Origin of the sequence: Nonomuraea sp. NPDC049714, from assembly GCF_044465295.1 — a bacterium.
Lineage (GTDB): Bacteria > Actinomycetota > Actinomycetes > Streptosporangiales > Streptosporangiaceae > Nonomuraea.
Genome location: NZ_JBITLM010000001.1, coordinates 420,501 through 443,563 on the forward strand (window position 1 = coordinate 420,501; position 23,063 = coordinate 443,563).

The window sequence follows — 23,063 nt, forward strand, 5'->3', positions numbered from 1 at the left end:
AGATCAGTTGAGCTGGGTGTAACTGATTCTTGAGGAGTGTGGCGATGGCAGGTTTTCGGACGGTTCGGCGCATCCTGGCGGGGGGCGCGGCCCTGGCCGCCGCAGGATGGGTGCTGCGGGACGTGCCCGCCGAGCTGGGCGTGCGACCGCTGACGTCGGGGCCCGACCGGGCTGACAGGATACGGCGCTCACGCCAGTTCAGGGATGGCACGTTCGTCAACCCGATGCCCGAGACGACCACCATGATGACGGCGCCGCCGGTGAGCCTGCTGGGCGAGATGGTCAAGGACAGGGAGCTGCGCCGCCCGCCCGGCCCCATCCCGGTGCGCGTGCCGCCGACCGGCGACCCCTCGCCGACCGGACTGCGAGCCATCTGGTACGGCCACGCCTCCACGCTGGTCGAGATCGAAGGGCGGCGGGTGCTGTTCGACCCGGTGTGGAGCGATCGTCCTTCGCCCTCTCAGCTCGTCGGCCCCAGGCGTCACCATCCGCTGCCCGTGGCGCTCAACCGGCTCCCGCAGGTCGACGCCGTCGTGATCTCCCACGACCACTACGACCACCTGGACCTGAACACCGTGCGCGGGCTGACCAGGACGCAGAAGGCGCCGTTCCTGGTGCCGCTCGGCATCGGCGCCCACCTGGAGCGGTGGGGCGTCCCGGCCTACCGGATCATCGAGCTGGACTGGGACGAGGAGGCGCACGTGGCGGGACTGCGGTTCGTCGCCACGGCCGCCCGCCACTTCTCCGGCCGCACCCTCACCCGCAACGACACGCTGTGGGGCTCCTGGGTGGTGGCCGGCGCCGCCAAGCGGGTCTTCTACGCGGGCGACTCCGGCTACTTCGAGGGCTACAAGGGGATCGGGGCCGCGCACGGGCCGTTCGACCTGACCCTGATGCCGATCGGCGCCTACAACGCCTCCTGGCCGGACATCCACATGGACCCGGAGGAGGCCGTCAACGCCAACCTCGACCTGGGCGGCAAGCTCATGCTGCCGGTGCACTGGGCGACGTTCACCCTGGCGGTGCACCCGTGGGCGGAGCCGGTCGACCGGCTGTGGCGGGAGGCCAAGGCCCGCGACGTCAAGATCGTGGTGCCGCGCCCGGGCGAGGCCGTCGACACCGCCGCCGCCCCGCCGGTCGACGGCTGGTGGAAGACCCTCGGCTGATCACGGGAGCGGACGCCGAACACCCTCGGCTGATCACGCGGACGAACGCCGCGGCCGGCGATCGCTCGCCGCGGCGTCGCCGTACGGGCCGCGGCGCTGCGCGAGCGTGGAGGCGATGGCGGCGAGCAGCCAGACCACCGGCCCGGACAGCCCGCCCACCACGTCCACGTGACCGGGGCGGACCATCAGAGCCAGGAACGCCGCGTCGACGACGCCGAGCACGACGAGGTTGAGCCAGTGCCCGCCGCGGCTGTTGAGGCGGTTCATCGTGAGGGCGACGGCGATGGCCTGGGCCCCGAAGACGACGGCGCACACGAAGAACATGAGGCTCTCGGCCGCCTGCTCGTCCGCCGGCGGCCCGCTGGACAGCCCTGCCAGGATCATGCTCGCGCCCAGTCCCACGTGCAGGAGCCCCCACAGGACGTACAGCGCGGTCGCGGCGGCGGGCCATCTTCCCTGTGCGGTAAAGTAGTTCACGACGTGAAAGATACACGATGGAAAATATAGGTGGACATGGCCGACCCCGCAGCCTCGGATGAGGCGGCCCGCGCGCTGAACGCGATCCGCGAGCTCCACGCCACCCATGACGCCCTGCTGGAGTCGGTCGCCGGACGCTACGGGCTCAACCACAACGACCTGCGCTGCCTGGAGATCCTGCATCGCGAAGGCGAGATGCGCGCCCAGCGCCTCGCCGCGCTGAGCAACCTCAGCCCGGCGGCCATCACCAAGGTCACCGACCGGCTCGTCGCCGCCGGTTACGCGGTCAGGCGGCAGAGCAGCGCCGATCGCCGCGCCCAGGTCATCCGCGTGTCGGACGGCCACGCGGAGCTGCGCGCGACGACCTGGGAGCGGGTCCACGCGGACGCCGTCGCCGTGCTGGACGACGTCCCCGCCGACCGGTTGCGCGGCTTCCTCGTGCTCCTCGGCCGGCTCGCCGAGGTCAACCGCGCGCACGCGCTGCGACTGTCGGCCGCCTTGGACGACCCCGACGCGGAGCAGGAGGCCCGGGAGCCGTGATCGAAGCCGAACCGGCCGCCCAGCTTCGCCGTACAGTCGTGGGGTGAGCAATCTGGAGCGGGAGCCGCGTGAGGTGCGTTGCGGCAGTGATGGTCGCGGCGGCGTCGGCGAGGAGAGCGAGCTGCTGGAGGGGCGTGCGGTGCCGCTCGGCGGCCCGCGCGCGATGGCCGTCAGCAGGACGCTGCCCAACGTGCGCCGGCGCATGATCGGCGCCTGGTGTTTCGTCGACGCCTACGGTCCCGAGGAGACGGCGATGCGGGTGCCGCCGCACCCGCACACCGGCCTGCAGACGGTGAGCTGGCTGCTCGCCGGCCGGGTGCTGCATCGCGACAGCCTCGGCAGCATGCAGGAGATACGACCGGGCGGCCTCAACCTGATGACGGCCGGGCGGGGCATCTCCCACTCCGAGGAGTCGCGGCACGAGGTGCTGCACGGGGTGCAGCTGTGGGTGGCGCTGCCCGGCGAGCAGCGGGAGGTCGCGCCCCGCTTCGAGCATCACGCGGTGCTGCCCGTCCGGGCCGGATCCGGCTTCGCCGCCACCGTGATCATGGGCTCGCTCGGCGGGGAGACGTCGCCCGCCACCGTGCACAGCCCGCTCGTGGGCGCGGAGGTGGCGGTCGACGGGAGCGCCGAGGTGCCGCTCGATCCGGCGTTCGAGCACGGGCTGCTGCTGCTCGACGGGGCCATCGAGCCGCTACGGCCCGGCCCGCTGCGCTACCTGCCGCCCGGCCGTGAGAGCGTGCGCGTCAGCGGTCAGGGCCGGATGCTGCTCATCGGCGGCGAGCCGTTCGGCGAGGAGATCGTGATGTGGTGGAACTTCGTCGGTCGCGGTCATGACGAGATCGCCGCCTTCCGCAAGGAGTGGATGGAGGGCACGGGCTTCGGCGCCGTCGAGGGATTCGACGGCGAGCCGTTGCCGGCCCCCGCCCTGCCGGGGACCCGGTTGCGGCCGCGCGGGCGGGTGCGTTAGTCCCACGGGGACGGCTGCGTCGGCGGACGGGGAAGGCCGGCGACGCCGAGCTCACCGGGCGCGGGGCTGGTTGAAGCGCAGCATATTGCCGGAGGGGTCGCGGAAGGCGCAGTCGCGGACGCCGTACGGCTGGTCGATCGGCTCCTGCAGCACCTCGCCACCCGCGGCGCGGACCCGCTCGAAGGTGGCGTCGCAGTCGTCGGTCCTGAAGATGATCCCGCGCAGCATGCCCTTGGCCAGCAGCTCCGCCATGGCCTTCCGGTCGGCGGGCGAGGCGTTCGGGTCCGCGAGGGGCGGTTCGAGGACGATGTCCACCTCGGGTTGCGACGGCGAGCCGACGGTCACCCAGCGCATCCCCTCGAACTCGACGTCGTCGCGCACCTCCAGGCCGAGGGCGTCGCGGTAGAAGGCGAGCGCCTTGTCGTGGTCCTCGACGGCGATGAAGCACTGTGAGAGCTGGATGTCCATGGGTTTCACCCTATGAACGGCGGGCGGCCTTCGCTTCTCCATTCCTGACGGGTCGCGTGTAGATCTTGGCGACGCAGGCCGGGATGGTGGCGCCCTCGTCATGGCTGCGGGCCCGGTAGGCGCTGGGGCTCTCGCCGACCAGCTCGGTGAACCGCGTGCTGAACGACCCCAGGGACGTACAGCCGACCGCGAAGCAGACCTCCGTCACCGTCAGGTCACCCCGGCGCAGCAGCGCCTTGGCCCGCTCGATCCGGCGCGTCATCAGGTAGCTGTACGGCGTCTCCCCGAAGGCGGCGCGGAAGCTGCGGGAGAAGTGGCCCGGTGACATGAGGGCGACCCGCGCCAGCGCCGGCACGTCGAGCGGCTCGGCGTAGTCACGGTCCATCCGGTCGCGGGCCCGGCGCAGCCGGACGAGGTCCTCCAACGTCGTCACCCGACCAGCATCCCACAGCGCCGTGCCGCCGTCTCACCGGAGTTCCTGCTGATCAGAGCGCGAACAGCGCGACTTCGGGCGGTGGCGGCTAGTCGGTGTGGCTGTAGGTGTAGGTGTAGGTGTAGGTCAGGCTGAGGTCCGCCGCCCCGGTCGGGGCGTCGACCAGTACGCGGATCGGGGTGCCGGTGAGGTCCACAACCTGCGCCTGGTGTCGTCGGCCGCCGGGGTCGGGCCGGAGCCAGCAGATCAGGTGGTCGTCGTCGTACCAGGTGGCCAGGTTGGTGCAGTGGGACTCGACACGCTTCAGCTCCTGCCCCGAAAGGGAGTCGTACACGCAGGTGGTGCCCGCGGCGAGGCCGGGGCAGGTGGTGACGAACCTCTTCCCCGACGGTGAGAACAGGTGGTCGGCGAGGCCCGCGCCCACGCCGGGGACGCTGCGCAGGCGGCGGCCGCTGTCGTCGAAGAAGCGCAGGTCCTGCCGGCTGCTCTGCTCGGCCAGGGCCACCACGCCGCCGCCCGAGGGGGCGAAGCCGTAGCGGATGCCGCGCAGGCGGCTCTCCCGGAGTGCGGCGACGCCGGCGGTACGCGTGGGCACGTCCACGATGGCGAAACCGGTCGACTGCCACGAGGCCTTGACCGGGTTGCCGACGTTGAGCAGCAGGCGGCGGCTATCGCGGGACCAGGCCTGGATGTAGGCGCTGAGCGGCCGGCGTACCACGTTGACGCGGGAGGTCCGGCCCGTCTCCCTGTCGGTGATCCTGACGCTGTCGTAGCCGTCGACGTACCGCTTGCCGCGCTGGGCCAGGTACCGGCCGTCGGGCGACAGGACGCTCTCCCACACATCCGGATATTTCCGGAACTCTCCGGTGAGGGAGTTACGGGGGTAGTACACCCACTGCTTGGCCTTCGTGCTGTAGACCGAGTACGTGGTCAGCCTGACAGGGTCGGACGGGTGCTCGAAGAGGGTGGCGTCCGTGCCGGGCAGCGACAAGCCGACCAGGTCCGCCGTCCGCACCGGCGTGGAAGACGGGGTGCCGGCCGGGCCGCTCGTCAGGGCGATGGGCCGCACCTCGCGCCCGCCTCCCAGGTCGCTCACCGCGACGACGACCACGGCGCCCGTCGTGACCAGCGCCGCCCCGACCGCGATCGCCGCGACCACCCACCCCCTCCGGCCCTTCTGCCGAATGGGCTCGGACGACGAGGAGAACGACGGGGGGTACGCCGGGGAGAACGGCTCACCTACGAAGGACTTCCCGGAGGAGGGCTGGAAGGGAGCGCTACCCGAGAATGCCGGGTGCTCCATCAGGCGGAGGATCACCTCCTCGGCGGCCGGCCGGCGGGCCGGGTCCTTCGACAGGCAGGCGGCCACCACGTCGCGTAACGGCCCGGTCAGCCGGGTGAGGTCAGGTTCGTCGTGCAACACCCGCTGGACGACCTCGGGCGCCGACGCCGCGGCGAACGGGCCGACGCCGTCGGCCGCGAAGACCAGGGTGCTCGCCCAGGCGAACATGTCCCCCGCCGGCCCCGCCGGCCGCCCCAGGATCTGCTCGGGGGCCATGAAGGCGGGGGCGCCCACGGGTACGGAGCCGATCGTCGCGTTGGCGTCGAACGCCTTGGCGATGCCGAAGTCGATGACGCGCGGCCCTTCGCCGCCGAGCAGCACGTTGTTCGGGTTGAGGTCGCGGTGCACGATCCCGGCCTGGTGGATGGCGGCCAGCGCGGTCACCGTGCCGATGGCCAGCCGGTGCAGCCCGGAGCCCGCCCGGGGCCCCTCCCGCGCCACCGCCTGCCCCAGCGACGGCCCGTCGACGTACTCGCTGACGATGTACGGCCGGCCCTCGTGCACGCCGGTGGCCAGCACCCGCGCCGTGCAGAACGGCGCGACCCGCCGCGCCAGCGCCGCCTCGCGGGCGAAGCGCTGGGCGGCCGCCGGGTCGCCGGCCAGGTGCGGGCGCAGCCACTTGATCGCCACCTGGCCGCCGTCGGCGTCCGCGCCCAGGTGGACGACTCCCTGCTCGCCTTCGCCCAGCCGGCCCCGGATGGCGTACCCGCCGAGCTCGGCGGGATCCTCGGCTCGGCACTCCATAGCGGGCGACATGTCCCGATTATGGCGGTAATGCGGAGCCCGACCTCAGGACAGGCGTTGCGCCTTGCTCAGCAGCCGCTGCGCCACCACGACCAGCGCCAGGAACAACCCGCTGACCACCTGCTGGAAGGCCGAGGTCAGGTTGCCCACCTGGTTGATCAGGCTCTGGATGACCCCCAGCAGCAGCACCCCCGCCACCGTCCCGGTGATGCCGCCCGCTCCCCCGGTCAGCAGGGTGCCGCCGATCACCACGGCGGCGATGACGTCGAGTTCGAGGCCGATGCCGAGGATGGTGACGCCGGAGGACAGCCGGGCCGCGTTCAGCGCTCCGGCCAGCCCGGCGAGCAGCGCGGACATGACGTACACGCGGATCTTGGTGGCGGCCACCGGCACGCCCATGAGGGCGGCCGCCTGCTGGTTGCCGCCGATGGCGTAGACGTTCTGGCCGAAGCCGGTCCGTTGCAGCAGCACCATGGCGGCCAGGGCGAGCCCGATCGTGATGTACACGGGGTAGGACAGGCCGAGGATCTGCCCCTGGCCCAGCGCCGCGAAGGCGGGGTCCTTCACCAGGTAGGTGGTGGCGCCCTCGTCGGACAGGGCCAGCATGAGGCCGCGGACGCCGAGCAGCCCGGCCAGGGTGACGATGAACGGCTCCATCCCGGTCCTGGCGATGATCACGCCCTGCAGCAGGCCGACGAGCCCGCAGGCGGCCAGGGGCAGGACCAGGGCGACGACGATCCCGTACTGCGAGCCGTACGCCGCGAGCACCCCGCCGAGGACGAACAGCGAGCCCACGGACAGGTCGATCCCGCCACTGATGATCACGAACGTCATGCCGATGGCGATGATCGCCAGGAAGGACGAGGAGACCACGACGCTGGCCGCGTTCCCCGCCGTGGCGAACGAGTCGAAGGCCAGGCTGCCCACGATGACCAGCAGGGCCAGCACCATGAGGGCGCCGTGCTGCTGGAGGGTGCGGCTCACCTGTTCGCGAGAGGTCATCGGGTCCCACGCTCCCTGGTGGCGTAGACGGCGGCCAGGATGATCCCGGCCTGGACGATCTGCGTCCACGACTGCGGCAGGTTGTGCTTGATCAGGGTCGCCGCGAGCAGCTGCATGAGCAGGGCGCCCATGACGGTGCTGAGCACCCTGATCCGCCCGCCGGTCAGCGGGGTGCCGCCGACCACGACCGCGGTGATCGCGGACAGCTCGATGAACAGGCCGAGCGAGGTCGGGTCGGCCGCCTGCAGCCTGGCGGTGGCCAGCACGCCGGCCAGCGCCGCGAGCAGCCCGGAGATGACGTACACGATCAGCAGCACGCGCTTGACCGGCAGGCCGGACAGCTCGCTGGCCGTCCGGTTGCCGCCGATGGCGACCACCTGGCGGCCGAAGGTGGTGCGCCGGACCACGAACATCATCACCAGCGTGAGCGCGCCCGCGATGAGCACGATGATCGGGATGCCCGCCACGGAGCTGCTGCCGAGCGCGATCAGGCCGGGGCTGCGGAACTCGACGAGCTGCGGCACGAACACGTTGGCCAGGCCGCGCACCCCGACGAGCAGAGCGAGGGTGGCGACGATCGGCTGGACGCCGACGTAGGCGATCAGCGCCCCGCCCGCCGCCCCGGCGACGGCCCCGCCGACCAGGGCGGCGATCAGCGCCGGCAGCCATCCGTAGCCGAGGTAGAGCACGACCACGGCGGCGGCCAGCGACATGACGGAGCCGACCGACAGGTCGATGCCCTGGGTGCCGATCACCAGCGCCATGCCGAGCGAGACGATGACGATGGGCGTGACCTGGACGAGCTGGGTGCGGAAATTGGAGGCGTCCAGGAAGTACGGCGTGAACAGCACGTTGAACAGCAGCAGCGCCAGCACCGCCGCGTACACGCCGTAGTCCTGCACCCAGGCGTAGACGCGCGGCTTGAGCACCGCCATCCGCTCGCTTCGCGGCGAGGTGAGCTCAGCCATCCGACTGCTCCGCGATCGTAGCCATGATTCTCTCCTCGGTGACGTCGTCGCCGGACAGCTCTCCGACGACCGCGCCCTCGCGCAGCACCAGGATGCGGTCGGCGCCCTCGACGAGCTCCTCCAGGTCGGAGGAGATCAGCAGCACGCCCAGCCCTTCGGCCGCCAGCTCGTCGATCAGCGCCTGCACCTCGGCCTTGGCGCCCACGTCGATGCCGCGGGTGGGCTCGTCGAGCAGCAGCACCTTGGGCCGCACGGCGAGCCAGCGGGCGAGCAGGACCTTCTGCTGGTTGCCGCCGGACAGCTCGGACACGAGCTGGTTCGGCGAGGCGGCCTTGATCCGCAGCCGGCGCATGAAGATCTCCACCACCCGGTCGATCTTGGTGTCGGAGACCACGCCGGCCGTGCCGAGCGAGGGCAGCGCGGCCAGCGCGATGTTCTCCCGCACCGACAGCGTCGGGATGATGCCCTCGGCCTTGCGGTCCTCGGGCAGCAGGCTGATGCCCGCCCTGATGGCCGCCTTGGTGGAGCCGCCGCGCAGCGGCAGCCCCGCGACGATCACCTGCCCGCCGTCGAGGGGCATCGCGCCGACGATGGCCTTCGCGGTCTCGGTACGGCCCGCGCCGAGCAGGCCGCCGAGGCCGACGACCTCGCCTGGCCTGACCGATACGTCCACGCCGTCGAGCACGTGCCGCCGGGTGAGCCCGCGGGCTTCGACGGCCGGCTCGGCCTTCTGGTCCACGGACGTCCCGGCGGCGAGGTGCCGGTCGCGGGAGAACTTCGTCACGCCCGAGCCGCGCACCTCACCCAGGTCGCGGCCGAGCATGAGCGAGATGAGCTCCAGCCGCTCCAGCCCGGCCAGCGCGCCGGTGTGCGCCAGCCGCCCGTCGCGGAGCACGGTGACCCGGTCGCACACCTGGTAGAGCTCGTCGAGCCGGTGGCTGACGTACATGACGGCGATGCCGCTGTCGCGCAGCCGCCTGATCACCCCGAACAGCGTCTCGACCTCGCGCGGCTCCAGGGACGAGGTGGGCTCGTCCATGATGACCACCCGCGCGTCCACCGAGACGGCCCTGGCCAGGGCGACCATCTGCTGGGCGCCGATGCCGAGGTCGCGCAGCGGCCGGCGGACGTCGGTCTCGACGCCGTAGCCGGCCAGGACGCGACCGGCCTCGCCGTACATCGCGTTGGCGTCGATGACGCCGAAGCGGCTGCGTGGCTCGCGGCCGAGCAGCAGGTTGCGGGCCACGCTCATCATGGGGACGAGGTTGACCTCTTGGTAGATGGTGGAGATCCCGGCGTGCTGCGCGTCCATGGGTGTGCCGAACACGGCGGGCCGCCCCTGGTGGAGCAGCTCGCCGCCGTCCGGGTGGTACACGCCGGTGAAGACCTTGATCAGCGTGGATTTGCCGGCGCCGTTCTCCCCCACGAGGGCGTGCACCTCGCCCGGGTGAAGGGCGAGGGACACGCCGTCGAGAGCGAGCACGCCGGGGAAGCGCTTGCTGATCCCCTTGGCCTCGAGTACCGCTTCCAACTCAGTACGCCTCACCGAGGGAGGTCTTGGCGTTGCTCGTGTCGTAGTCGCGGTCGGAGATGATCACTTTCTCGGGGATGGCCTCGCCGTCCAGGAACTTCTGGGCGGTGGAGAAGGCCAGCGGGCCGAAGCGGGGGTTGGACTCGATGACGGCGTGCAGCCAGCCGTCGGCGATGGCCTGGACCGCGCTGCGGGTGCCGTCCACCGAGACGATCTTGATGTCACCGGCTTCCTTGCCCGCGCCCTTGAGGGCGGTGACGGCGCCCAGGGCCATCTCGTCGTTCTCGGCGTAGATGCCGTTGATGTCGGGGTTGGACTGGATGAGCTGCTCGGTGACCTGCTGCCCCTTCTCGCGGGCGAACTCGCCGGTCTGCTCGAAGGAGATCTCGATCTCCGGTGCGGCCTCCTTGACGCGGTCCTTGAAGCCGTTGGTCCGCTCGGTGGTGACGTTGTTGCCGGGCGCCCCGAGCAGGATCGCGACCTTGCCCTTGCTGGAGAGCGCCTCGATCATCTGGTCGGCCGCCCGCTTGCCCTGCTCGTAGAAGTCGGAGCCGATGAAGGTGAGATAGTCGCTGCACGGCTTGGCGTTGATCTTGCGGTCGACCGTGATGATGGGGATCTTCTTGGCCGCCGCCTGCTGGAGCACCGGCTCCCAGCCGTCGGAGTTCAGCGGCGCGATGACCAGCAGCTTGACGCCCTGGGCGATGAGCTGCTGCACGTCGGTGATCTGCTTGGAGAACTGCGACTGCGCGTTGGTGACCTTCAGGTCGGCGATGCCGAGCTTGGCCGCCTCGTCCTTGATCGACTTGGTCTCGGCGATGCGGAACGGGTTGGCCTCCTTCTCCGACTGGGAGAAGCCGACGGTGGCCGTCTTGAGGTCGAACTTCTCGCCGCCGAACTGCTGCAGCGTGCAGGTCGCGCCGGCGCTGCCGGTGGGGGTCTGCACGACCTGCTGCCCGGCCGTGCTGGTGGCGGCGGGCGCGCTCTGCGGCGCCTCCGCCTTGGCGCACCCTGCGGCGGTGAGGAGGACGGCCAGCGCCAGTGACGCCGTCCGGATGGGGGGCTTCATAGGGATTCCTTCCTATCAGGCACAGGCCGGGCTGAGTTCGCCGGTGAGCGCCTTGTTCGCGTCGTGCACGCGCTGAACGTCGGGCTTGGTGATCGCGCGGTCGTAGGTCATGAGGCCGTTGATCTCGGTCTCGACGTCGGTGGTCTGGGTGTAGATGGCGGCGCTGAGGTCGTCGCAGGCGTGCAGCCGGCGCAGTTCCTCGGTCATCGCGATGTAGCGGTCGGTGAGCGCCTTGTTGTCGGGCTCGGTGGCATAGCCCCAGCCGCCGCCCGTCCAGGTGTGGCCGATGACCGGCAGGGCCAGCCCGCCGTACTCGCCGAGCACGGTCGCGCGGGTGCCGCTGGGCTTGCCGGTGTTCCCGGGGCCGGGGTAGATGTGCAGGTCCTTGACGTCGCCGTTGCCGCCGTCGACGGCGCCGCAGCAGTTGACGCCACTCTGGTTGTTGACCAGCCGGGAGGGGTCCCAGCTCTTGACCTGGTCGGCGATGCGGGCCATGTCGTACTGGCCCCAGCCCTCGTTGAAGGGCACCCACATGATGATCGACGGGCTGCTGCGGTGCTGGTCGACCATCGCCTTCAGCTCGACCTCGAACTGCGGCCTGTCGGTGCTCCGGTGCGCCGACGGCATGTCCTGCCAGACCAGCAGACCGAGCTTGTCGGCGTGGTGGTACCAGCGGTCGGACTCGATCTTGACGTGCTTGCGGACGGCGTTGAAGCCGAGCCTCTTGGTCTCCACCAGGTCATGGCGCAGCGCCTTGTCCGTGGGGGCGGTGTAGATGCCGTCAGGCCAGAAGCCCTGGTCGAGCGGGCCGATCTGGAAGACGGGCTTGCCGTTGAGCATCATCCGGTTGTTCTCGACGGAGATCGTCCGCATGCCGAAGTACGACTTCACCTCGTCGTGCTTGACCTTGACGGTGAGGTCGTACAGGTGCGGGTCCTCCGGCGACCACAGCTTCGGGTTCCGCACGGGCAGCGTCAGCTCGGTGCCGACCTTGCCGACGACGCGGCCGACGACGCGCCCACCGTCGCGGGCGGTGACGATCGCGGTGCCGGACGAGCCCTTGACGGTGACCTTCAGCGCCTGGCCGGGCACGTCGGGGACGGTGTCGACGCGCTCGATGTGGTTCTCGGGCACCGGCTCCATCCAGACCGACTGCCAGATGCCGGAGGCCGGGGTGTACCAGATGCCGCCCTGGGCGAGCCGCTGCTTGCCGACGGCCTGGCCGCCCTGGTCGGTGAGGTCGACGACGCCGACGACGAGTTCCTGCCGGCCGTGGCGCTTCAGCGCGTCCGTCACGTCCACGGTGTGGCGGTCGTAGCCACCCTTGTGGTTGCCGACCCGCTCGCCGTTGACGTACACGGTGGAGTCCCAGTCGACGGCGTCGAGGTGCAGCAGGACGCGCTCACCCTTCCAGGAGCGGGGCACCTCGAACGTCCTGCGATACCACATGCGCTCCTCGTGCCGGCCGATGCCGGACAGCTGCGACTCCACCGGGTACGGCACGACGATCCGCTCGGACAGGTCGCGGCCGATCGGGGCGGCCTCGCCCTCCTGGGCGGGGGCGAACTGCCAGGTGCCGTTGAGGCTGCGCCAGTCGTCCCTGACCAGTTGCGGGCGGGGGTACTCGGGCAGCGGGCGGGCCGGGTTCACGTCCTTGGACCAGCGGGTGGACAGGATGTGCGTGGAGGCGTTGATCACGAAGGCGTAGGGGAAGGCGGCCAGGGGGGTGCCGTCGGTGTGCGTGATCCCGCCGCTGCCGTCGTAGGAGGCGCGCAGGCTGCTGCCCGCCTTCGCGGGAACCGGGTGCTCCAGGGTGAGCGCCACCGTGTCCTGCCCCGTCAGGGCGGCGGACTTCACCGGCCATCTGGTGCCGGCGACGGTGATGACGAGCTTGTCGGCCGCGTCGGCGGGCAGCGCGTTCAGGGGCTTGCCGAACGTCAGCGTGGCGACGTCACCGGCCTCGTTCACCGTGGCGGCCACCGGTCCCGGCGGGTCGAACCCCTCGGGCAACGTGAGCGCCTCGACGGGCACGATCTCCTTCGGCTGGCTCGGGCTCTGCCAGCGCAGCCGCAGGTGGGCGCCGCCGAAGTGCTCGAAGTACTCGACCTTGACGTCGTACTTCCGGCCCGCCTCCAACGCGATCGGCGTGCCGACCTGCTCGACGTCCCAGTCGTCGACCCAGTGATCGATGACGACCCGGCCGTCGATCCAGAGCCGGAAGCCGTTGTCGCCGATCATCGAGAAGGTGTACGTCTCGGAGTGCTCGGGCTGGATCTGCCCGGTCCACCGCACGGAGACGTCGTCGGCCCGGCCGGTCAGCAGTTGCAGCGCCGGGTTGAGGTCGGACAGCTCCAGGTTGGGCTCCACGACGCTGGCCTTCAGCTCACCGAAGTCGAGCGTTCCCGCCCCGGTGGACAGGTGGTAGTCGCCGCGCAGGCCGTGCCGTTCGCCGGCGGCGGCGCTCGTCTCGGAGACGGCGGGCGGCGCGGCGACCACCGCGCCTAACACCGCCAGCAGTACGGAGGTCAGTACCGCGATCGTCTTTCGCACGGATGGTCCTTTCACACGGAGAGCACGTTCACGTTCACGCACGTTCACGCGGGGGGATGCGAGGAACAGGTCCCGACAGCGCGGGGGCGACCGGACGGACGAAGGTGGGGGGTGCGCATGATGCGGCCCTTCGATCAGGATCGGACAGGAAGTGACCCCTGCCTGGGCTCCAAATAAGCACTAATGGACCCAGCCGGTCAAGATTTCCGATCAGATTCGTACTTAATCGGTCAGAGGCGAAGCGGATTTGACCGTGCGTCTATGATCGGGAGCGTGAGCGACACGCAGAGCGACGGACGCCGGCCCGTGTTCGCCGCTGAGCGCAGGCAGCGCATCCTGGAGCTGGTGCGCGCCAACGGCGCCGTGTCGCTGCGCGAGCTCGCCCAGGCCGTGCACTCCTCCGAGGTGACCGTGCGCCGCGACCTGCGCGCGCTGGAGTCGGAGGGCCTGCTCAACCGCCACCACGGCGGCGCGACGCTGCCCGGCGAGCTGACCCGCGAGGCGGGTTACACGCACAAGGTGTCGCTGGAGTCGGCCGAGAAGGCCGCCATCGCCGAGCTGGCGGCCGCGCTGGTCGAGGACGGCGACGCCATCGTGATCGGCCCCGGCACCACCACCCAGGAGTTCGCCCGCCGCCTGACCAGGCATTCCGAGCTCGCCGTGGTGACCAACTCGCTGCTGGTCGCGCAGGCGCTGGCGAGCTCGCCCCGGGTCGAGGTGATGCTGACCGGCGGCACGCTGCGCGGCTCCATCCTGGCCCTGGTCGGCAGCGCCGCCGAGCGTTCGGTGGCCGGGCTGCGGGTGCGCCGGGCGTTCATCTCGGGCAACGGGCTGAGCGCCGAGCGCGGCCTGTCGACCCCCACCATGGTGGTCGCGGGCGTCGACCGGGCGCTGGCCGCGGCGGCGGAGGAGGTGGTCGTGCTGGCCGACCACACCAAGGTGGGCATCGACACGATGGTGCAGACCGTCCCGCCGGAGGAGATCGACCACCTCGTCACCGACGAGGGCGCGCCCACCGAGGTGCTGGACGAGCTGTCCGGCCGTGGCGTCCGGCTGCACATCGCCCGACTCTGATCGAATGTGACTTCTCTGTTACTGGATTGTTTCCTGCTACGATCACGATCGAGTCCGGAGGCAACCGTGTTACAGGTGGCAGGAGTTCTCAAGACCTTCCAGGGCGTCATCGCGCTCGACCACGTCACCCTGTCCGTGCGCCCCGGCGAGGTGCACGCGCTGGTCGGCGGCAACGGCGCGGGCAAGTCCACTCTGGTCAAGGTGCTGTCCGGGGTTCACCAGCCCGACGCGGGCGAGCTCCGCTACCGAGGCGAGCCGGTCAGGTTCACCGACCCGGCCGACGCCCGGCGCGCGGGCATCGCCACCGTCCACCAGGAGACCAACCTGGTGCCCACCATGAGCATCGCCAGAAACCTGCTGCTGGGCAGGGAGCCGCGCGGCAGGTTCGGGCTGATCGACTTCGCGGCCGTCAACGACCGCGCCACGCAGGTCCTCGCCACGTACGGCCTGCGCACGGACGTCCGCAGGCCCCTCGCGTCGCTGGGCGAGGGAGCCCGCCAGCTCGTCGCGCTGGCCAGGGCCGCCTCGGCGGACGCCCAGCTGGTGATCATGGACGAGCCCACCGCCGCCCTGGACCACGCCGAGCTGGAGACGCTGTTCGGCGCCGTGGCCAGACTCCGCGAGCAGGGCCGCTCGGTCGTCTACGTGACCCACCGGCTGGAGGAGCTCTACGAGATCTGCGATCGCGTCACCGTGCTCCGCGACGGCCGGGTCGTCCACACCGGCCCCCTGGCGGGCCTCGACCGGCTGCGGCTGGTCTCGCTCATGCTGGGCCGGCCCTTCCACCCGGCCTTCCATCGGGCGCCGCCCTCCGCCGTCACCGGGCAGCCGGACGAGCCCGGCGACCTGCCGGTGCTGGAGGCCACGGGCCTGACCCGCCACCACGTGCTCGACGGGGTGTCGCTGGTGATGCGCGCGGGTGAGGTCGTCGGTCTCGGCGGGCTGCTGGGCGCCGGTCGCAGCGAGACGGCCCGGGCCATCGCCGGCGCGATGCCGGTCGACGCCGGCCAGGTGACGGTGTCGGGGGCGGTGTCGGGGGCCGGGCCCCGCACCTGGTCGATCAGGAACGCCATCCGCGCCGGCATCGGCCTGGTCCCGGAGAACAGGAAGACCGAGGGCATCGTGCCGACCCTGTCGGTGCGCGACAACATCGCGCTGGCGGCGCTCCCCCGCCTGTCCAGGGCCGGGATCGTGTCGGACGCGCGGGTCGACAGCATCGTGGCCACGTTCATGAAGCGGCTCGGCATCAAGGCGGTCTCCCCCCACCAGGCCGCGGGCGAGCTGTCGGGCGGCAACCAGCAGAAGGTGCTGCTGGCCCGCTGGCTGGCCATGCACCCCAAGGTGCTGCTGCTGGACGAGCCGACCAGGGGCGTCGACGTGGCGACCAAGGTGGAGATGCAGAGCCTGCTGGACGAGCTGGCCGTGGACGGCCTGGCCATCCTGCTGATCTCCTCCGACGTGGCCGAGCTGGTGGAGAACTGCGACAGCGTGGTGGTGCTGCGGGACGGCGCGATCACCGACCAGCTCGCCGGCCCCGAGGTGACCGAGGAGCGCCTCCTCGCCGCCCTCGCGAAGGACTGAGACGCCGGCGAACGGGCCGGCCGGCCGCGGGTCAGCGCGCGGTGGCGAAGGTGTGCGTACCCGAGCCGACCTCCACCGGAGCCAGTCCGGGCAGGTCCACCTCCGCCACCACGTTGGCCGGAACCGTGGCCGTCACGGTGAGAACGCCGTCGTCCAGCCGCCAGGAGACCGCCGCGCGGCCGTAGGGGGTGTCGAGTTCGGCCGCGGCCGACGTCAGGTCCCCGCCGGGGCGCGGCGCGATCCGCAGCCGCCGGTAGCCGGGCTCGGCGGGAGCCAGGCCGGCGACCACCCGATGCAGGAAGTCCGCCACCGCGCCCAGGGCGTAGTGGTTGAACGAGGTCATGTCGCCGGGGTTGACCGTCCCGTCGGGTAGCAGGCTGTCCCACCGCTCCCAGATGGTGGTGGCTCCCATGGTCACCGGGTACAGCCAGGACGGGCAGTCACGCTGGAGCAGCAGCCGATAGGCCGTCTCCAGCTGCCCGGCGTCGGCCAGGGCGTCGCAGACCAGCGGGGTGCCGACGAAGCCCGTCGCGATCCGGAAGTCGTCGAAGGCGGCCAGCTCGGCCAGCCTGCGCCCCGCCCGGTCACGCTGCTCGGGCTTGGCCAGCAGGTTCATGCTCAGCGCGAGGGCGTACGCCGTCTGGCTGTCGCTGGTCAACCGGCCCGCCGGGGTGACGTACTCGTCCCGGAACGCCTCGCGGACGGCCGCGGCGAGCGCCGCGTACCGGACCGCGTCCTCGTCCCGCCCGAGCAGGGCGGCGGTCTCGGCCACCAGGTGCGCGGTCCACGCGTGGTAGGCCGTGGCCACCAGGGCGCTGTCCGTCCTGGCCTTCGCCGGGCGGTCGGGAGGCGCGGCCGGATCGAGCCAGTCGCCGAACTGGAAGCCCGTGTCCCACAGGTGGCGCTCGCCCGCCAGCCCGGCGACCTGGTCGACCCAGGCGGTCATGCTGGGATACCGGGCGGCCAGCAGGCCGAGGTCGCCGAACCGCTGGTACAACGTCCACGGCACGATCACCGCGGCGTCGCCCCAGGCCGCCGCCGGGCCGACCGGGAAGACCAGGGGGACCCACGGCACGTAGTGCGGAACCGTGCCGTACTCCTCCTGCTCGGCCGCCAGGTCCTCCAGCCAGGACGTCAGCGGGCCCGCGCAGTCGTACAGGAAGGACGCCGTGGGCGCGAACACCTGGATGTCGCCCGTCCACCCGAGCCGTTCGTCGCGCTGCGGGCAGTCGGTGGGCAGGTCGACGAAGTTGCCTCGCATGCTCCACACCGCGTTCTCGTGCAGCCTGGTCAGCTCGGCGTCGGAGCAGGTGAAGCGGCCGGTCCTGCGCATGTCGGTGTGGCAGACCACGGCCCGCACCGAGTCGGGGCCGAGGTCACCGGGCCAGTCGTCGACCTGGGCGTACCTGAAACCGTGCACGGTGAAGGTGGGCTCCCACTCCTCGACGCCCTCCGCACCGCGCAGCGTGTACGCGTCACGCGCGGCGGCGTCCCGGAGGGGGCGCAGGGCGAGGGCCCCGTTCTCCAGCACCTCGGCGTGCCGCAAGGTGACGGTATGGCCGGCGGGGCCGTGGACGCGGATACGCAGGCGGCCGGAGATGTTCTGGCCGAAGTCCAGGATGGTCTCACCGGCGGGCCCGGTGAGGACCGCCACCGGGCCGAGCGTCTCGACGCGGCGTACGGCGGGGCCCACCGGTGCGACGAGCAGGGCGGGATCGAACGCCACGACGTCGGCGGGCATCCAGCCGGCGTCGTCGAAGCCCGGTCGCGACCAGCCCGCGGGGGTCAGGCGGGCGTCGAAGCGCTCCCCGTCGTAGAGCGAGGCGGCCGTGACGGCGCCTCGGGCGCATCGCCACCGCTCGTCGGTGACCACCCGGAGCACCGTGCCGTCGTCATAGGTGACCTCCAGCTGGGCCACGAGAGCGGTCCGGTCGCCGTAGACGCCGGTGCGCCCGCCCTCGAACCCCACACGTCCACGGAACCAGCCGTCCGCCAGGGTGGCGCCGATGGCGTTGTCCCCCTCCCGCAGCAGGGCGGTCACGTCATGCGTGCGATAGCGGAGCCGGTGCCCGTAGCTGGTCCATCCGGGAGCGAGGACGTCGTCGCCGACCACGGACCCGTTGATCTCGACCTCATAGAGCCCGTGGGCCGTGACGTGCAACCGCGCCCGGGCGATGGACGCGCGCACGGCGAACTCCCGGCGCAGGTGAACGGCCGGCCCGTCGGGGGCGCCGAGCAGTTCCAGAGGCGGAGCCGCCGCGCCGGCCCGCCACTCGCCGGGCTCCAGCAGCCCGGCTTCGACCCAGGCCCACGGGCTCCAGCCGGAGCTCGACCCGTCACGGCCGTGCACCCGCACCCGCGCCCCTCCTCGCCGGCGCGACTCCAAAGGCACGCCGGGCCAGGGCACCAGCACGGAGGAGCCGGTCTCGACGATCCCGGTGGCGTACGTGATCGCGCCGTCGGCGTCGCAGAGCTCGATCTCGTACGCTCGCTGCAGCCAGTCCGGCAGATCGGTGACGGTCGTCCAGGACAGCCTGGGAGTTCTCTCTCCGATGCCGATCGGCTCCCGGTGGTGCTCGAAGCGGGGCGGTTCGACGCGGAGGTCAGGTGCGGGGGTCACGGGGTGTGATGCTCCTCTGAGGTCAACCCTTGATGGCGCCGGCGGTCATGCCGGCGACGATCTTGCGGTTGAAGAAGACGAAGGCCAGCAGCGGCGGGATCGTGATGAGCACGATGTCCATGAACAGCAGGTTCCACTGGGTGCTGTACTGGCTCTGGAAGTTGTAGAGCGTGACCTGGACGGTCACGTTGTCGTCGCCCGGCAGGAAGTACAGCGGGTTGACGAAGTCGTTGAAGATCGTCACCGAGCTGGTGAGGATGACCGTGATGGTCACCGGCCGCAGCAGCGGGAAGATCACCTTGAAGAACAGCCGGTAACCGGTGCACCCGTCGATCTGCGCGGCCTCGTCGAGCTCGCGCGGGATGGCGGCGATGAACGCCCGGAACAGCAGCATCGCGTACGACACCTGGAAGGCGACCTCGACCAGGATGAGGCCCGGCAGGGTCTTGAACAGGCCGATGGACTGCAGCAGCCAGATCGTCGGCACGATCGCCGGCGGGATGATCAGACCGGACAGCACGAGGATGTTCGCCACGGCGCCGACGCGGCCGCCGCGACGCTGCAGGACGAAGGCGGCCATCGCGCCGAAGACGACGACCAGCGCCACCGAGGTGACGGTGAGGATCGTGCTGTTCAGGTAGGCCCGCAGCAGCACGTAGTCCCGGGCGGAGATGACGGCGATCAGGTTCTCGACGACGGGCCAGTTCGTCGGCAGCGCGAAGCTCAGATCGGCCGCCTCGGCCTCGTCCTTGAGCGCGGTCAGCAGCATGAAGGAGAACGGGACGAGGAAGACGACGGTCGCGATGAGCAGGACGGCGATCTCGCCGGCTGACCTGCGGAGCGCCCTCACGAGTAGACCTCCCGTCTGCCCAGGAAGTACGCCAGCGGCACGACGATGGCCGTGACGACCACGAACAGGATGACGTTGCCCGCCGTGGACAGGCCGAAGAAGCCGGCCTGGTACTGCTTGTAGATGATCGAGGCGATGACGTCGCTGGTGAAGCCGGGCCCGCCGCGCGTCATCGTCCAGATCAGGTCGAACGAGCGCAGCCCGCCGATGAACGACAGGATGATCACCGAGTACGTCGCGGGCCAGCTGAGCGGCAGCGTGACATGGCGGAACCGGTGCCAGGCCGTCCCCCCGTCGGCGGCGACGGCCTGGTAGTAGTCCTGGGGGATGGACAGGATGCCCGCGATGTAGATGACGACGGCCAGGCCCACGCCCTTCCAGACGTCGACCACCACCACGGACAGCAGGGCGGTGTTCGCGTCACCCAGCCAGTCGGGGCCGGAGACGCCCACGAGCGCCAGCGCCTTGTTGACCAGGCCGGTGTCCGGGCGCAGGAGCACGCTGAAGGTGATGCCGACCGCGACGGTGCTGACCAGGACCGGGAAGAAGACCACCGAGCGCAGGAATCCGCGCAGCCGCAGCTTCGAGGTCAGCAGGACCCCCAGCGCCATGCCCAGCACGACCTTGAGGCCGCTGGTCAGCACCGCGTAGATGATGGTGTTCTGGAATCCGATGCGCAGGTTCTGCTCGGCGAAGAAGTCGACGAAGTTCTCGAACCCGACGAACGTACTGTCGAAGAGCGTCCACCGGGTCAGCGAGAAGTAGAAGGCCATCACCGTCGGGACCAGGAAGATCACGACATAGACCACGGCCGCCGGAAGGTAGAGGGCGTAGGGGTAAGGGCTCTTCGTGGTCCGGTGGGGAGTGGTCACCATCCGGGCAGGCCCAACTGCTTGGCCTGCTTCTCCACGTCCTTGTCGTACTGGGCGGCCCCTTCGGCCGGGGTGGTCAGGCCCGAGCCGACCGCGGAGGTGATCTGCTCCAGGGCCGGCCCCTTGATCGGGGAGACGAACTCCAGGGCGGGGGCGGTGGCGTTCTTGTCGATGTAGGCCTGGAGATCCTTGGCCACCTGGATGGCGTCGTCGGGGAGCTTGGCGCCGTCGATGCGGTACGGGCCGGCCGGCTGGACGACCTTGTTGACGGCGTCGGCGGCCGGCGGGGAGGCGATGAAGGCCAGGAACTTCTTGGCCTCCTCCTGGTGCTCGCCGGTCCTGGCGAGGTAGATGCCCGGCGGTTCCCAGATGGTGGCGCCGTTGGTGGCCGGGTCGTCGCCCGGGATGGCGAAGAAGCCGATGTCGGTGGCCGCCGCCGGGGTGGTGGCCACCAGCGGCGGGAGCTGGGCGCTCAGCATGGGGTAGTGCACCCCTTCGCCCGCTACCAGCATCTTCATGCCCTGCTCGTTGGTGGCCGAGCCGAAGCCCTTGTTGACGTACCCCTTGGCGTGGATGTCGGCCAGGTGCTGGAAGCCCGCCAGCGCGGCCGGAGTGGTGGCGAACTTGGCCTTGTTGGCGGTGTAGTCCGACGCGAAGGCCGGCACCGCGGCCTGGACGTTGAAGTAGTCGCCCAGCACGAGCAGTTGGGAGGTCCAGGTGTCCTTGAAGGTGGAGATCACCGGGGTGCGCCCGGCGGCCTTGATCCTCTCGTTGTTGGCCATGAACTCGGCCCAGGTCATGGGCACTTTCAGGGCGAGTTCGTCGTAGACCTTGCGGTTGTAGAGGATGCCTCCGCCCATGGCCGTGCCGGCCGGGACGCCGTAGACCTTGCCGCCCTGGGTGACGACGGGCAGGTAGTCCTTCTGCACGTTGGCGAGCACCGGGTCGCCGGTGAGGTCGACCATGGTCTGTGCCGGGTTGAGCGCCTGGAGCAGCGAGCCGGAGTTGTACCAGAACACGTCGGCCATCTCACCGGTAGCCAGGCGGGTCTTGACGATGTTGTCGCCCTCGGTCCCGCCCGGACGACTCTCCGTTTCGATCTTGATGGTGGGATTGGCCTGCATGAACGCGTCCGCGAGCGCCTTGGCGGTGTCCATGGTGGCCTGGCTGTTGTCCACGAGGAACGTCAGGGTCACGGAGCCGCCGGTCGCCGGTTCGCTGTCAGAGCCGCAGGAGGTCAGGGCCGCCATGGTGAGAACGGCGAGGCCCATTCCCAGCGCGCGGTGAGAGGTGTTCATAACGCTCTCCAAGGTCCGATCGAATCGTTTTAAGGCCCGATTGCGAGTTAACGTAGGCGTCACACGACAGCCCGTCAAGGCTGATAACGGGTAACGATCCTCAACCGTTATCGCCCGTGGTAGTGGGAGATCACCTCAACCACATCCGCCGAACAGCGTCATTATGGGTAACGTTACCCATCGTTTGCGCAGTTCACAGGACCTGTCTTCACCGTGTGCGAGCCCTACGGCTCAGGCTCCGCCCCAGGCGGCGGTGGACCTCCGCGTGACCAGCGACGGGGTCACGGAGAAACGCACCGACGACGTACGACCCTCGACCCGCTCCAGAAGGAGGCGTCCGGAGGTGCGGCCCATGAGCACGCCGTCCTGCTCGACGGTGGTCAGGGCGATGTTGGGCAGGGCCGCCATCCTGGTGTTGTCGTAGCCGGCTATCGAGAGGTCGCCGGGCACCGACAGCCCGGCCTCGTGCGCCGCCGCCATCGCCCCCAGCGCGGCGAGGTCCGCCCCGGCGAAGATCGCCGTAGGGCGGACGGGACGGCTCAGCAGTTCGCGCGCGCCCATGTAGCCGCCCTCCTCGGTGTAGGAGGTGGCGACGACGTCGATCTCCTCGCCGAGCCCGTGGTCGCGCATGACGCGCCGGTACGTCTCCGCCCGGATCGCATGGAGCAGATCCACCGGACGACCGCGGCTGTTGTCCTTCTGGCCGATGTGCGCGATCCGGCGGTGCCCGAGGGCGATCAGGTGCTCCACCGCGAGCTCGGCGCCGAGTTCGTCGTCGTCGAAGACCGAGTCGAAGACCGAAGACCGCTCGTGCCGGCCGAGGACGACGGTCGGCACGTCCTTGGCGATCTCCTCCAGGCCCGTCCTGGAGGAGAGCGGCACGACCATGAGAATGCCGTCCACCTGCCTGTCGACCAGCGCGTTGATCGCCCGGCCTTCGGCCTGCGTGTTCTCGCCGCCCTGAATCAGGATCGCCTGGTAGTCGGCCTTGCGGACCTGCTCCTGGAACCCGTCGAGGATGTCGGCGAAGAAGGGGTTCCGGATGTGGGGCAGCAGGACGCCGATGGTGAACGTCCTGCCGCGCATGGCGCGGGCCGCGGCCTGGGGACGGTAGCCGAGCTCGTCGATCGCCGCCCTGACGCGCTCGCGCATCGCGGGGCTGACGCCGTAGGCGTTGCGGAGGACCTTCGACACCGCGGTGGTGGAGACCTCGGCATGGCTGGCCACGTCGACGATCGTCACCCGCCGCCGTCGAGCACCCGAGCCCATGGCCTCCCCCTCCGGACAACGTCATCCTCGATGCTCGGCGGCACCGTCCCTATGCATACGTTAGCGAACGTCGCGGCTTGTTAAAACGATTCAAGACCAGCTGGGACGCCGCCCGATGATTTGAGGACCCTTTTCTCCTGTCACCCTTGAGCTTGTCGTGGGGGGGGGGGGGGGGGGGGGGGGGGGGGGGGGGGGGGGGGGGGGGGGGGGGGGCGGCCGCCCGGCCGGGCGCGGGGGGC

General features: G+C 70.8%; 19 protein-coding genes. 5 read left to right on the forward strand and 14 right to left on the reverse strand.

What is annotated here, in order from left to right; all coding sequences use genetic code 11:
* Positions 1-44 precede the first annotated feature (44 nt).
* On the forward strand, positions 45-1,166 hold the full coding sequence (locus tag ACIBQX_RS02135) for an MBL fold metallo-hydrolase (RefSeq protein WP_396999629.1): 1,122 nt from the start codon (positions 45-47) through the stop codon (positions 1,164-1,166).
* A gap of 33 nt (positions 1,167-1,199) precedes the next feature.
* Here the strand turns inward: ACIBQX_RS02135 and ACIBQX_RS02140 are convergent, their stop codons facing one another.
* Positions 1,200-1,643: a hypothetical protein gene (locus tag ACIBQX_RS02140; RefSeq protein WP_396999631.1), complete on the reverse strand. Its 444-nt coding sequence runs from the start codon at positions 1,641-1,643 to the stop codon at positions 1,200-1,202.
* Between the two features lie 36 nt (positions 1,644-1,679).
* Between ACIBQX_RS02140 and ACIBQX_RS02145 the strand changes: the two genes are divergently transcribed.
* Both ACIBQX_RS02145 and ACIBQX_RS02150 read left to right on the forward strand, forming a co-directional pair.
* Positions 1,680-2,183: a MarR family winged helix-turn-helix transcriptional regulator gene (locus ACIBQX_RS02145; protein ID WP_396999633.1), complete on the forward strand. Its 504-nt coding sequence runs from the start codon at positions 1,680-1,682 to the stop codon at positions 2,181-2,183.
* A gap of 43 nt (positions 2,184-2,226) precedes the next feature.
* Positions 2,227-3,153, forward strand: a complete 927-nt coding sequence (locus ACIBQX_RS02150; RefSeq protein ID WP_396999635.1) for a pirin family protein — start codon at positions 2,227-2,229, stop codon at positions 3,151-3,153.
* Positions 3,154-3,204: 51 nt separating this feature from the next.
* Here the strand turns inward: ACIBQX_RS02150 and ACIBQX_RS02155 are convergent, their stop codons facing one another.
* The 8 genes from ACIBQX_RS02155 to ACIBQX_RS02190 form a co-directional block, all read right to left on the reverse strand.
* Positions 3,205-3,621 carry a VOC family protein gene (locus tag ACIBQX_RS02155; RefSeq protein ID WP_396999637.1) on the reverse strand — a complete coding sequence of 139 codons (417 nt, stop codon included), beginning with the start codon at positions 3,619-3,621 and terminating at the stop codon, positions 3,205-3,207.
* Positions 3,622-3,631: 10 nt separating this feature from the next.
* The gene (locus ACIBQX_RS02160; RefSeq protein ID WP_397001514.1) at positions 3,632-4,006 is read right to left on the reverse strand and encodes a helix-turn-helix transcriptional regulator; all 375 of its coding nucleotides are present in this window, start codon (positions 4,004-4,006) and stop codon (positions 3,632-3,634) included.
* 136 nt (positions 4,007-4,142) lie between these two features.
* Positions 4,143-6,152 (reverse strand): protein kinase, encoded by a 2,010-nt coding sequence (locus tag ACIBQX_RS02165; protein WP_396999639.1) that lies wholly within the window; start codon positions 6,150-6,152, stop codon positions 4,143-4,145.
* A gap of 33 nt (positions 6,153-6,185) precedes the next feature.
* Entirely contained in the window at positions 6,186-7,142 is a 957-nt protein-coding gene (locus ACIBQX_RS02170; protein ID WP_396999641.1) for an ABC transporter permease, read from the reverse strand.
* The gene (locus ACIBQX_RS02175) at positions 7,139-8,110 is read right to left on the reverse strand and encodes an ABC transporter permease (protein ID WP_396999643.1); all 972 of its coding nucleotides are present in this window, start codon (positions 8,108-8,110) and stop codon (positions 7,139-7,141) included. The genes ACIBQX_RS02170 and ACIBQX_RS02175 overlap by 4 nt, the downstream gene beginning before the upstream one ends.
* Complete coding sequence (locus ACIBQX_RS02180; protein ID WP_396999645.1) at positions 8,103-9,641, reverse strand: sugar ABC transporter ATP-binding protein; 1,539 nt, start codon at positions 9,639-9,641, stop codon at positions 8,103-8,105. Before ACIBQX_RS02180 ends, ACIBQX_RS02175 begins: the two co-directional genes overlap by 8 nt.
* 1 nt (position 9,642) lies before the next feature.
* Positions 9,643-10,710 (reverse strand): ABC transporter substrate-binding protein, encoded by a 1,068-nt coding sequence (locus ACIBQX_RS02185; RefSeq protein WP_396999647.1) that lies wholly within the window; start codon positions 10,708-10,710, stop codon positions 9,643-9,645.
* Positions 10,711-10,725: 15 nt separating this feature from the next.
* Positions 10,726-13,260 (reverse strand): PA14 domain-containing protein, encoded by a 2,535-nt coding sequence (locus ACIBQX_RS02190; protein ID WP_396999649.1) that lies wholly within the window; start codon positions 13,258-13,260, stop codon positions 10,726-10,728.
* 273 nt (positions 13,261-13,533) lie between these two features.
* Between ACIBQX_RS02190 and ACIBQX_RS02195 the strand changes: the two genes are divergently transcribed.
* Complete coding sequence (locus ACIBQX_RS02195) at positions 13,534-14,334, forward strand: DeoR/GlpR family DNA-binding transcription regulator (protein WP_396999651.1); 801 nt, start codon at positions 13,534-13,536, stop codon at positions 14,332-14,334.
* 75 nt (positions 14,335-14,409) lie between these two features.
* On the forward strand, positions 14,410-15,915 hold the full coding sequence (locus ACIBQX_RS02200; RefSeq protein WP_396999653.1) for a sugar ABC transporter ATP-binding protein: 1,506 nt from the start codon (positions 14,410-14,412) through the stop codon (positions 15,913-15,915).
* 31 nt (positions 15,916-15,946) lie between these two features.
* Here the strand turns inward: ACIBQX_RS02200 and ACIBQX_RS02205 are convergent, their stop codons facing one another.
* From ACIBQX_RS02205 to ACIBQX_RS02225, 5 genes are all read right to left on the reverse strand, one after another.
* Positions 15,947-18,535 (reverse strand): glycoside hydrolase family 78 protein, encoded by a 2,589-nt coding sequence (locus ACIBQX_RS02205; RefSeq protein WP_396999655.1) that lies wholly within the window; start codon positions 18,533-18,535, stop codon positions 15,947-15,949.
* A 22-nt stretch (positions 18,536-18,557) separates the two neighbouring features.
* The gene (locus tag ACIBQX_RS02210) at positions 18,558-19,385 is read right to left on the reverse strand and encodes a carbohydrate ABC transporter permease (protein WP_396999657.1); all 828 of its coding nucleotides are present in this window, start codon (positions 19,383-19,385) and stop codon (positions 18,558-18,560) included.
* A complete protein-coding gene (locus ACIBQX_RS02215) occupies positions 19,382-20,260 on the reverse strand; it encodes a carbohydrate ABC transporter permease (RefSeq protein ID WP_396999659.1) in 879 nt (292 codons plus the stop codon). Before ACIBQX_RS02215 ends, ACIBQX_RS02210 begins: the two co-directional genes overlap by 4 nt.
* A complete protein-coding gene (locus ACIBQX_RS02220) occupies positions 20,254-21,555 on the reverse strand; it encodes an ABC transporter substrate-binding protein (protein ID WP_396999661.1) in 1,302 nt (433 codons plus the stop codon). Before ACIBQX_RS02220 ends, ACIBQX_RS02215 begins: the two co-directional genes overlap by 7 nt.
* 231 nt (positions 21,556-21,786) lie before the next feature.
* Positions 21,787-22,824 carry a LacI family DNA-binding transcriptional regulator gene (locus tag ACIBQX_RS02225; protein WP_396999663.1) on the reverse strand — a complete coding sequence of 346 codons (1,038 nt, stop codon included), beginning with the start codon at positions 22,822-22,824 and terminating at the stop codon, positions 21,787-21,789.
* Positions 22,825-23,063: the final 239 nt, after the last annotated feature.

Coding starts and splice junctions, on each gene's coding strand:
- ACIBQX_RS02135 (WP_396999629.1), top strand. CDS start 45: ATGGCAGGTTTTCGGACGGTTCGGCGCATCCTGGCGGGGGGCGCGGCC.
- ACIBQX_RS02145 (WP_396999633.1), top strand. CDS start 1,680: ATGGCCGACCCCGCAGCCTCGGATGAGGCGGCCCGCGCGCTGAACGCG.
- ACIBQX_RS02155 (WP_396999637.1), bottom strand. CDS start 3,621: ATGGACATCCAGCTCTCACAGTGCTTCATCGCCGTCGAGGACCACGAC.
- ACIBQX_RS02160 (WP_397001514.1), bottom strand. CDS start 4,006: ATGGACCGTGACTACGCCGAGCCGCTCGACGTGCCGGCGCTGGCGCGG.
- ACIBQX_RS02165 (WP_396999639.1), bottom strand. CDS start 6,152: ATGTCGCCCGCTATGGAGTGCCGAGCCGAGGATCCCGCCGAGCTCGGC.
- ACIBQX_RS02170 (WP_396999641.1), bottom strand. CDS start 7,142: ATGACCTCTCGCGAACAGGTGAGCCGCACCCTCCAGCAGCACGGCGCC.
- ACIBQX_RS02175 (WP_396999643.1), bottom strand. CDS start 8,110: ATGGCTGAGCTCACCTCGCCGCGAAGCGAGCGGATGGCGGTGCTCAAG.
- ACIBQX_RS02185 (WP_396999647.1), bottom strand. CDS start 10,710: ATGAAGCCCCCCATCCGGACGGCGTCACTGGCGCTGGCCGTCCTCCTC.
- ACIBQX_RS02215 (WP_396999659.1), bottom strand. CDS start 20,260: ATGGTGACCACTCCCCACCGGACCACGAAGAGCCCTTACCCCTACGCC.
- ACIBQX_RS02220 (WP_396999661.1), bottom strand. CDS start 21,555: ATGAACACCTCTCACCGCGCGCTGGGAATGGGCCTCGCCGTTCTCACC.
- ACIBQX_RS02225 (WP_396999663.1), bottom strand. CDS start 22,824: ATGGGCTCGGGTGCTCGACGGCGGCGGGTGACGATCGTCGACGTGGCC.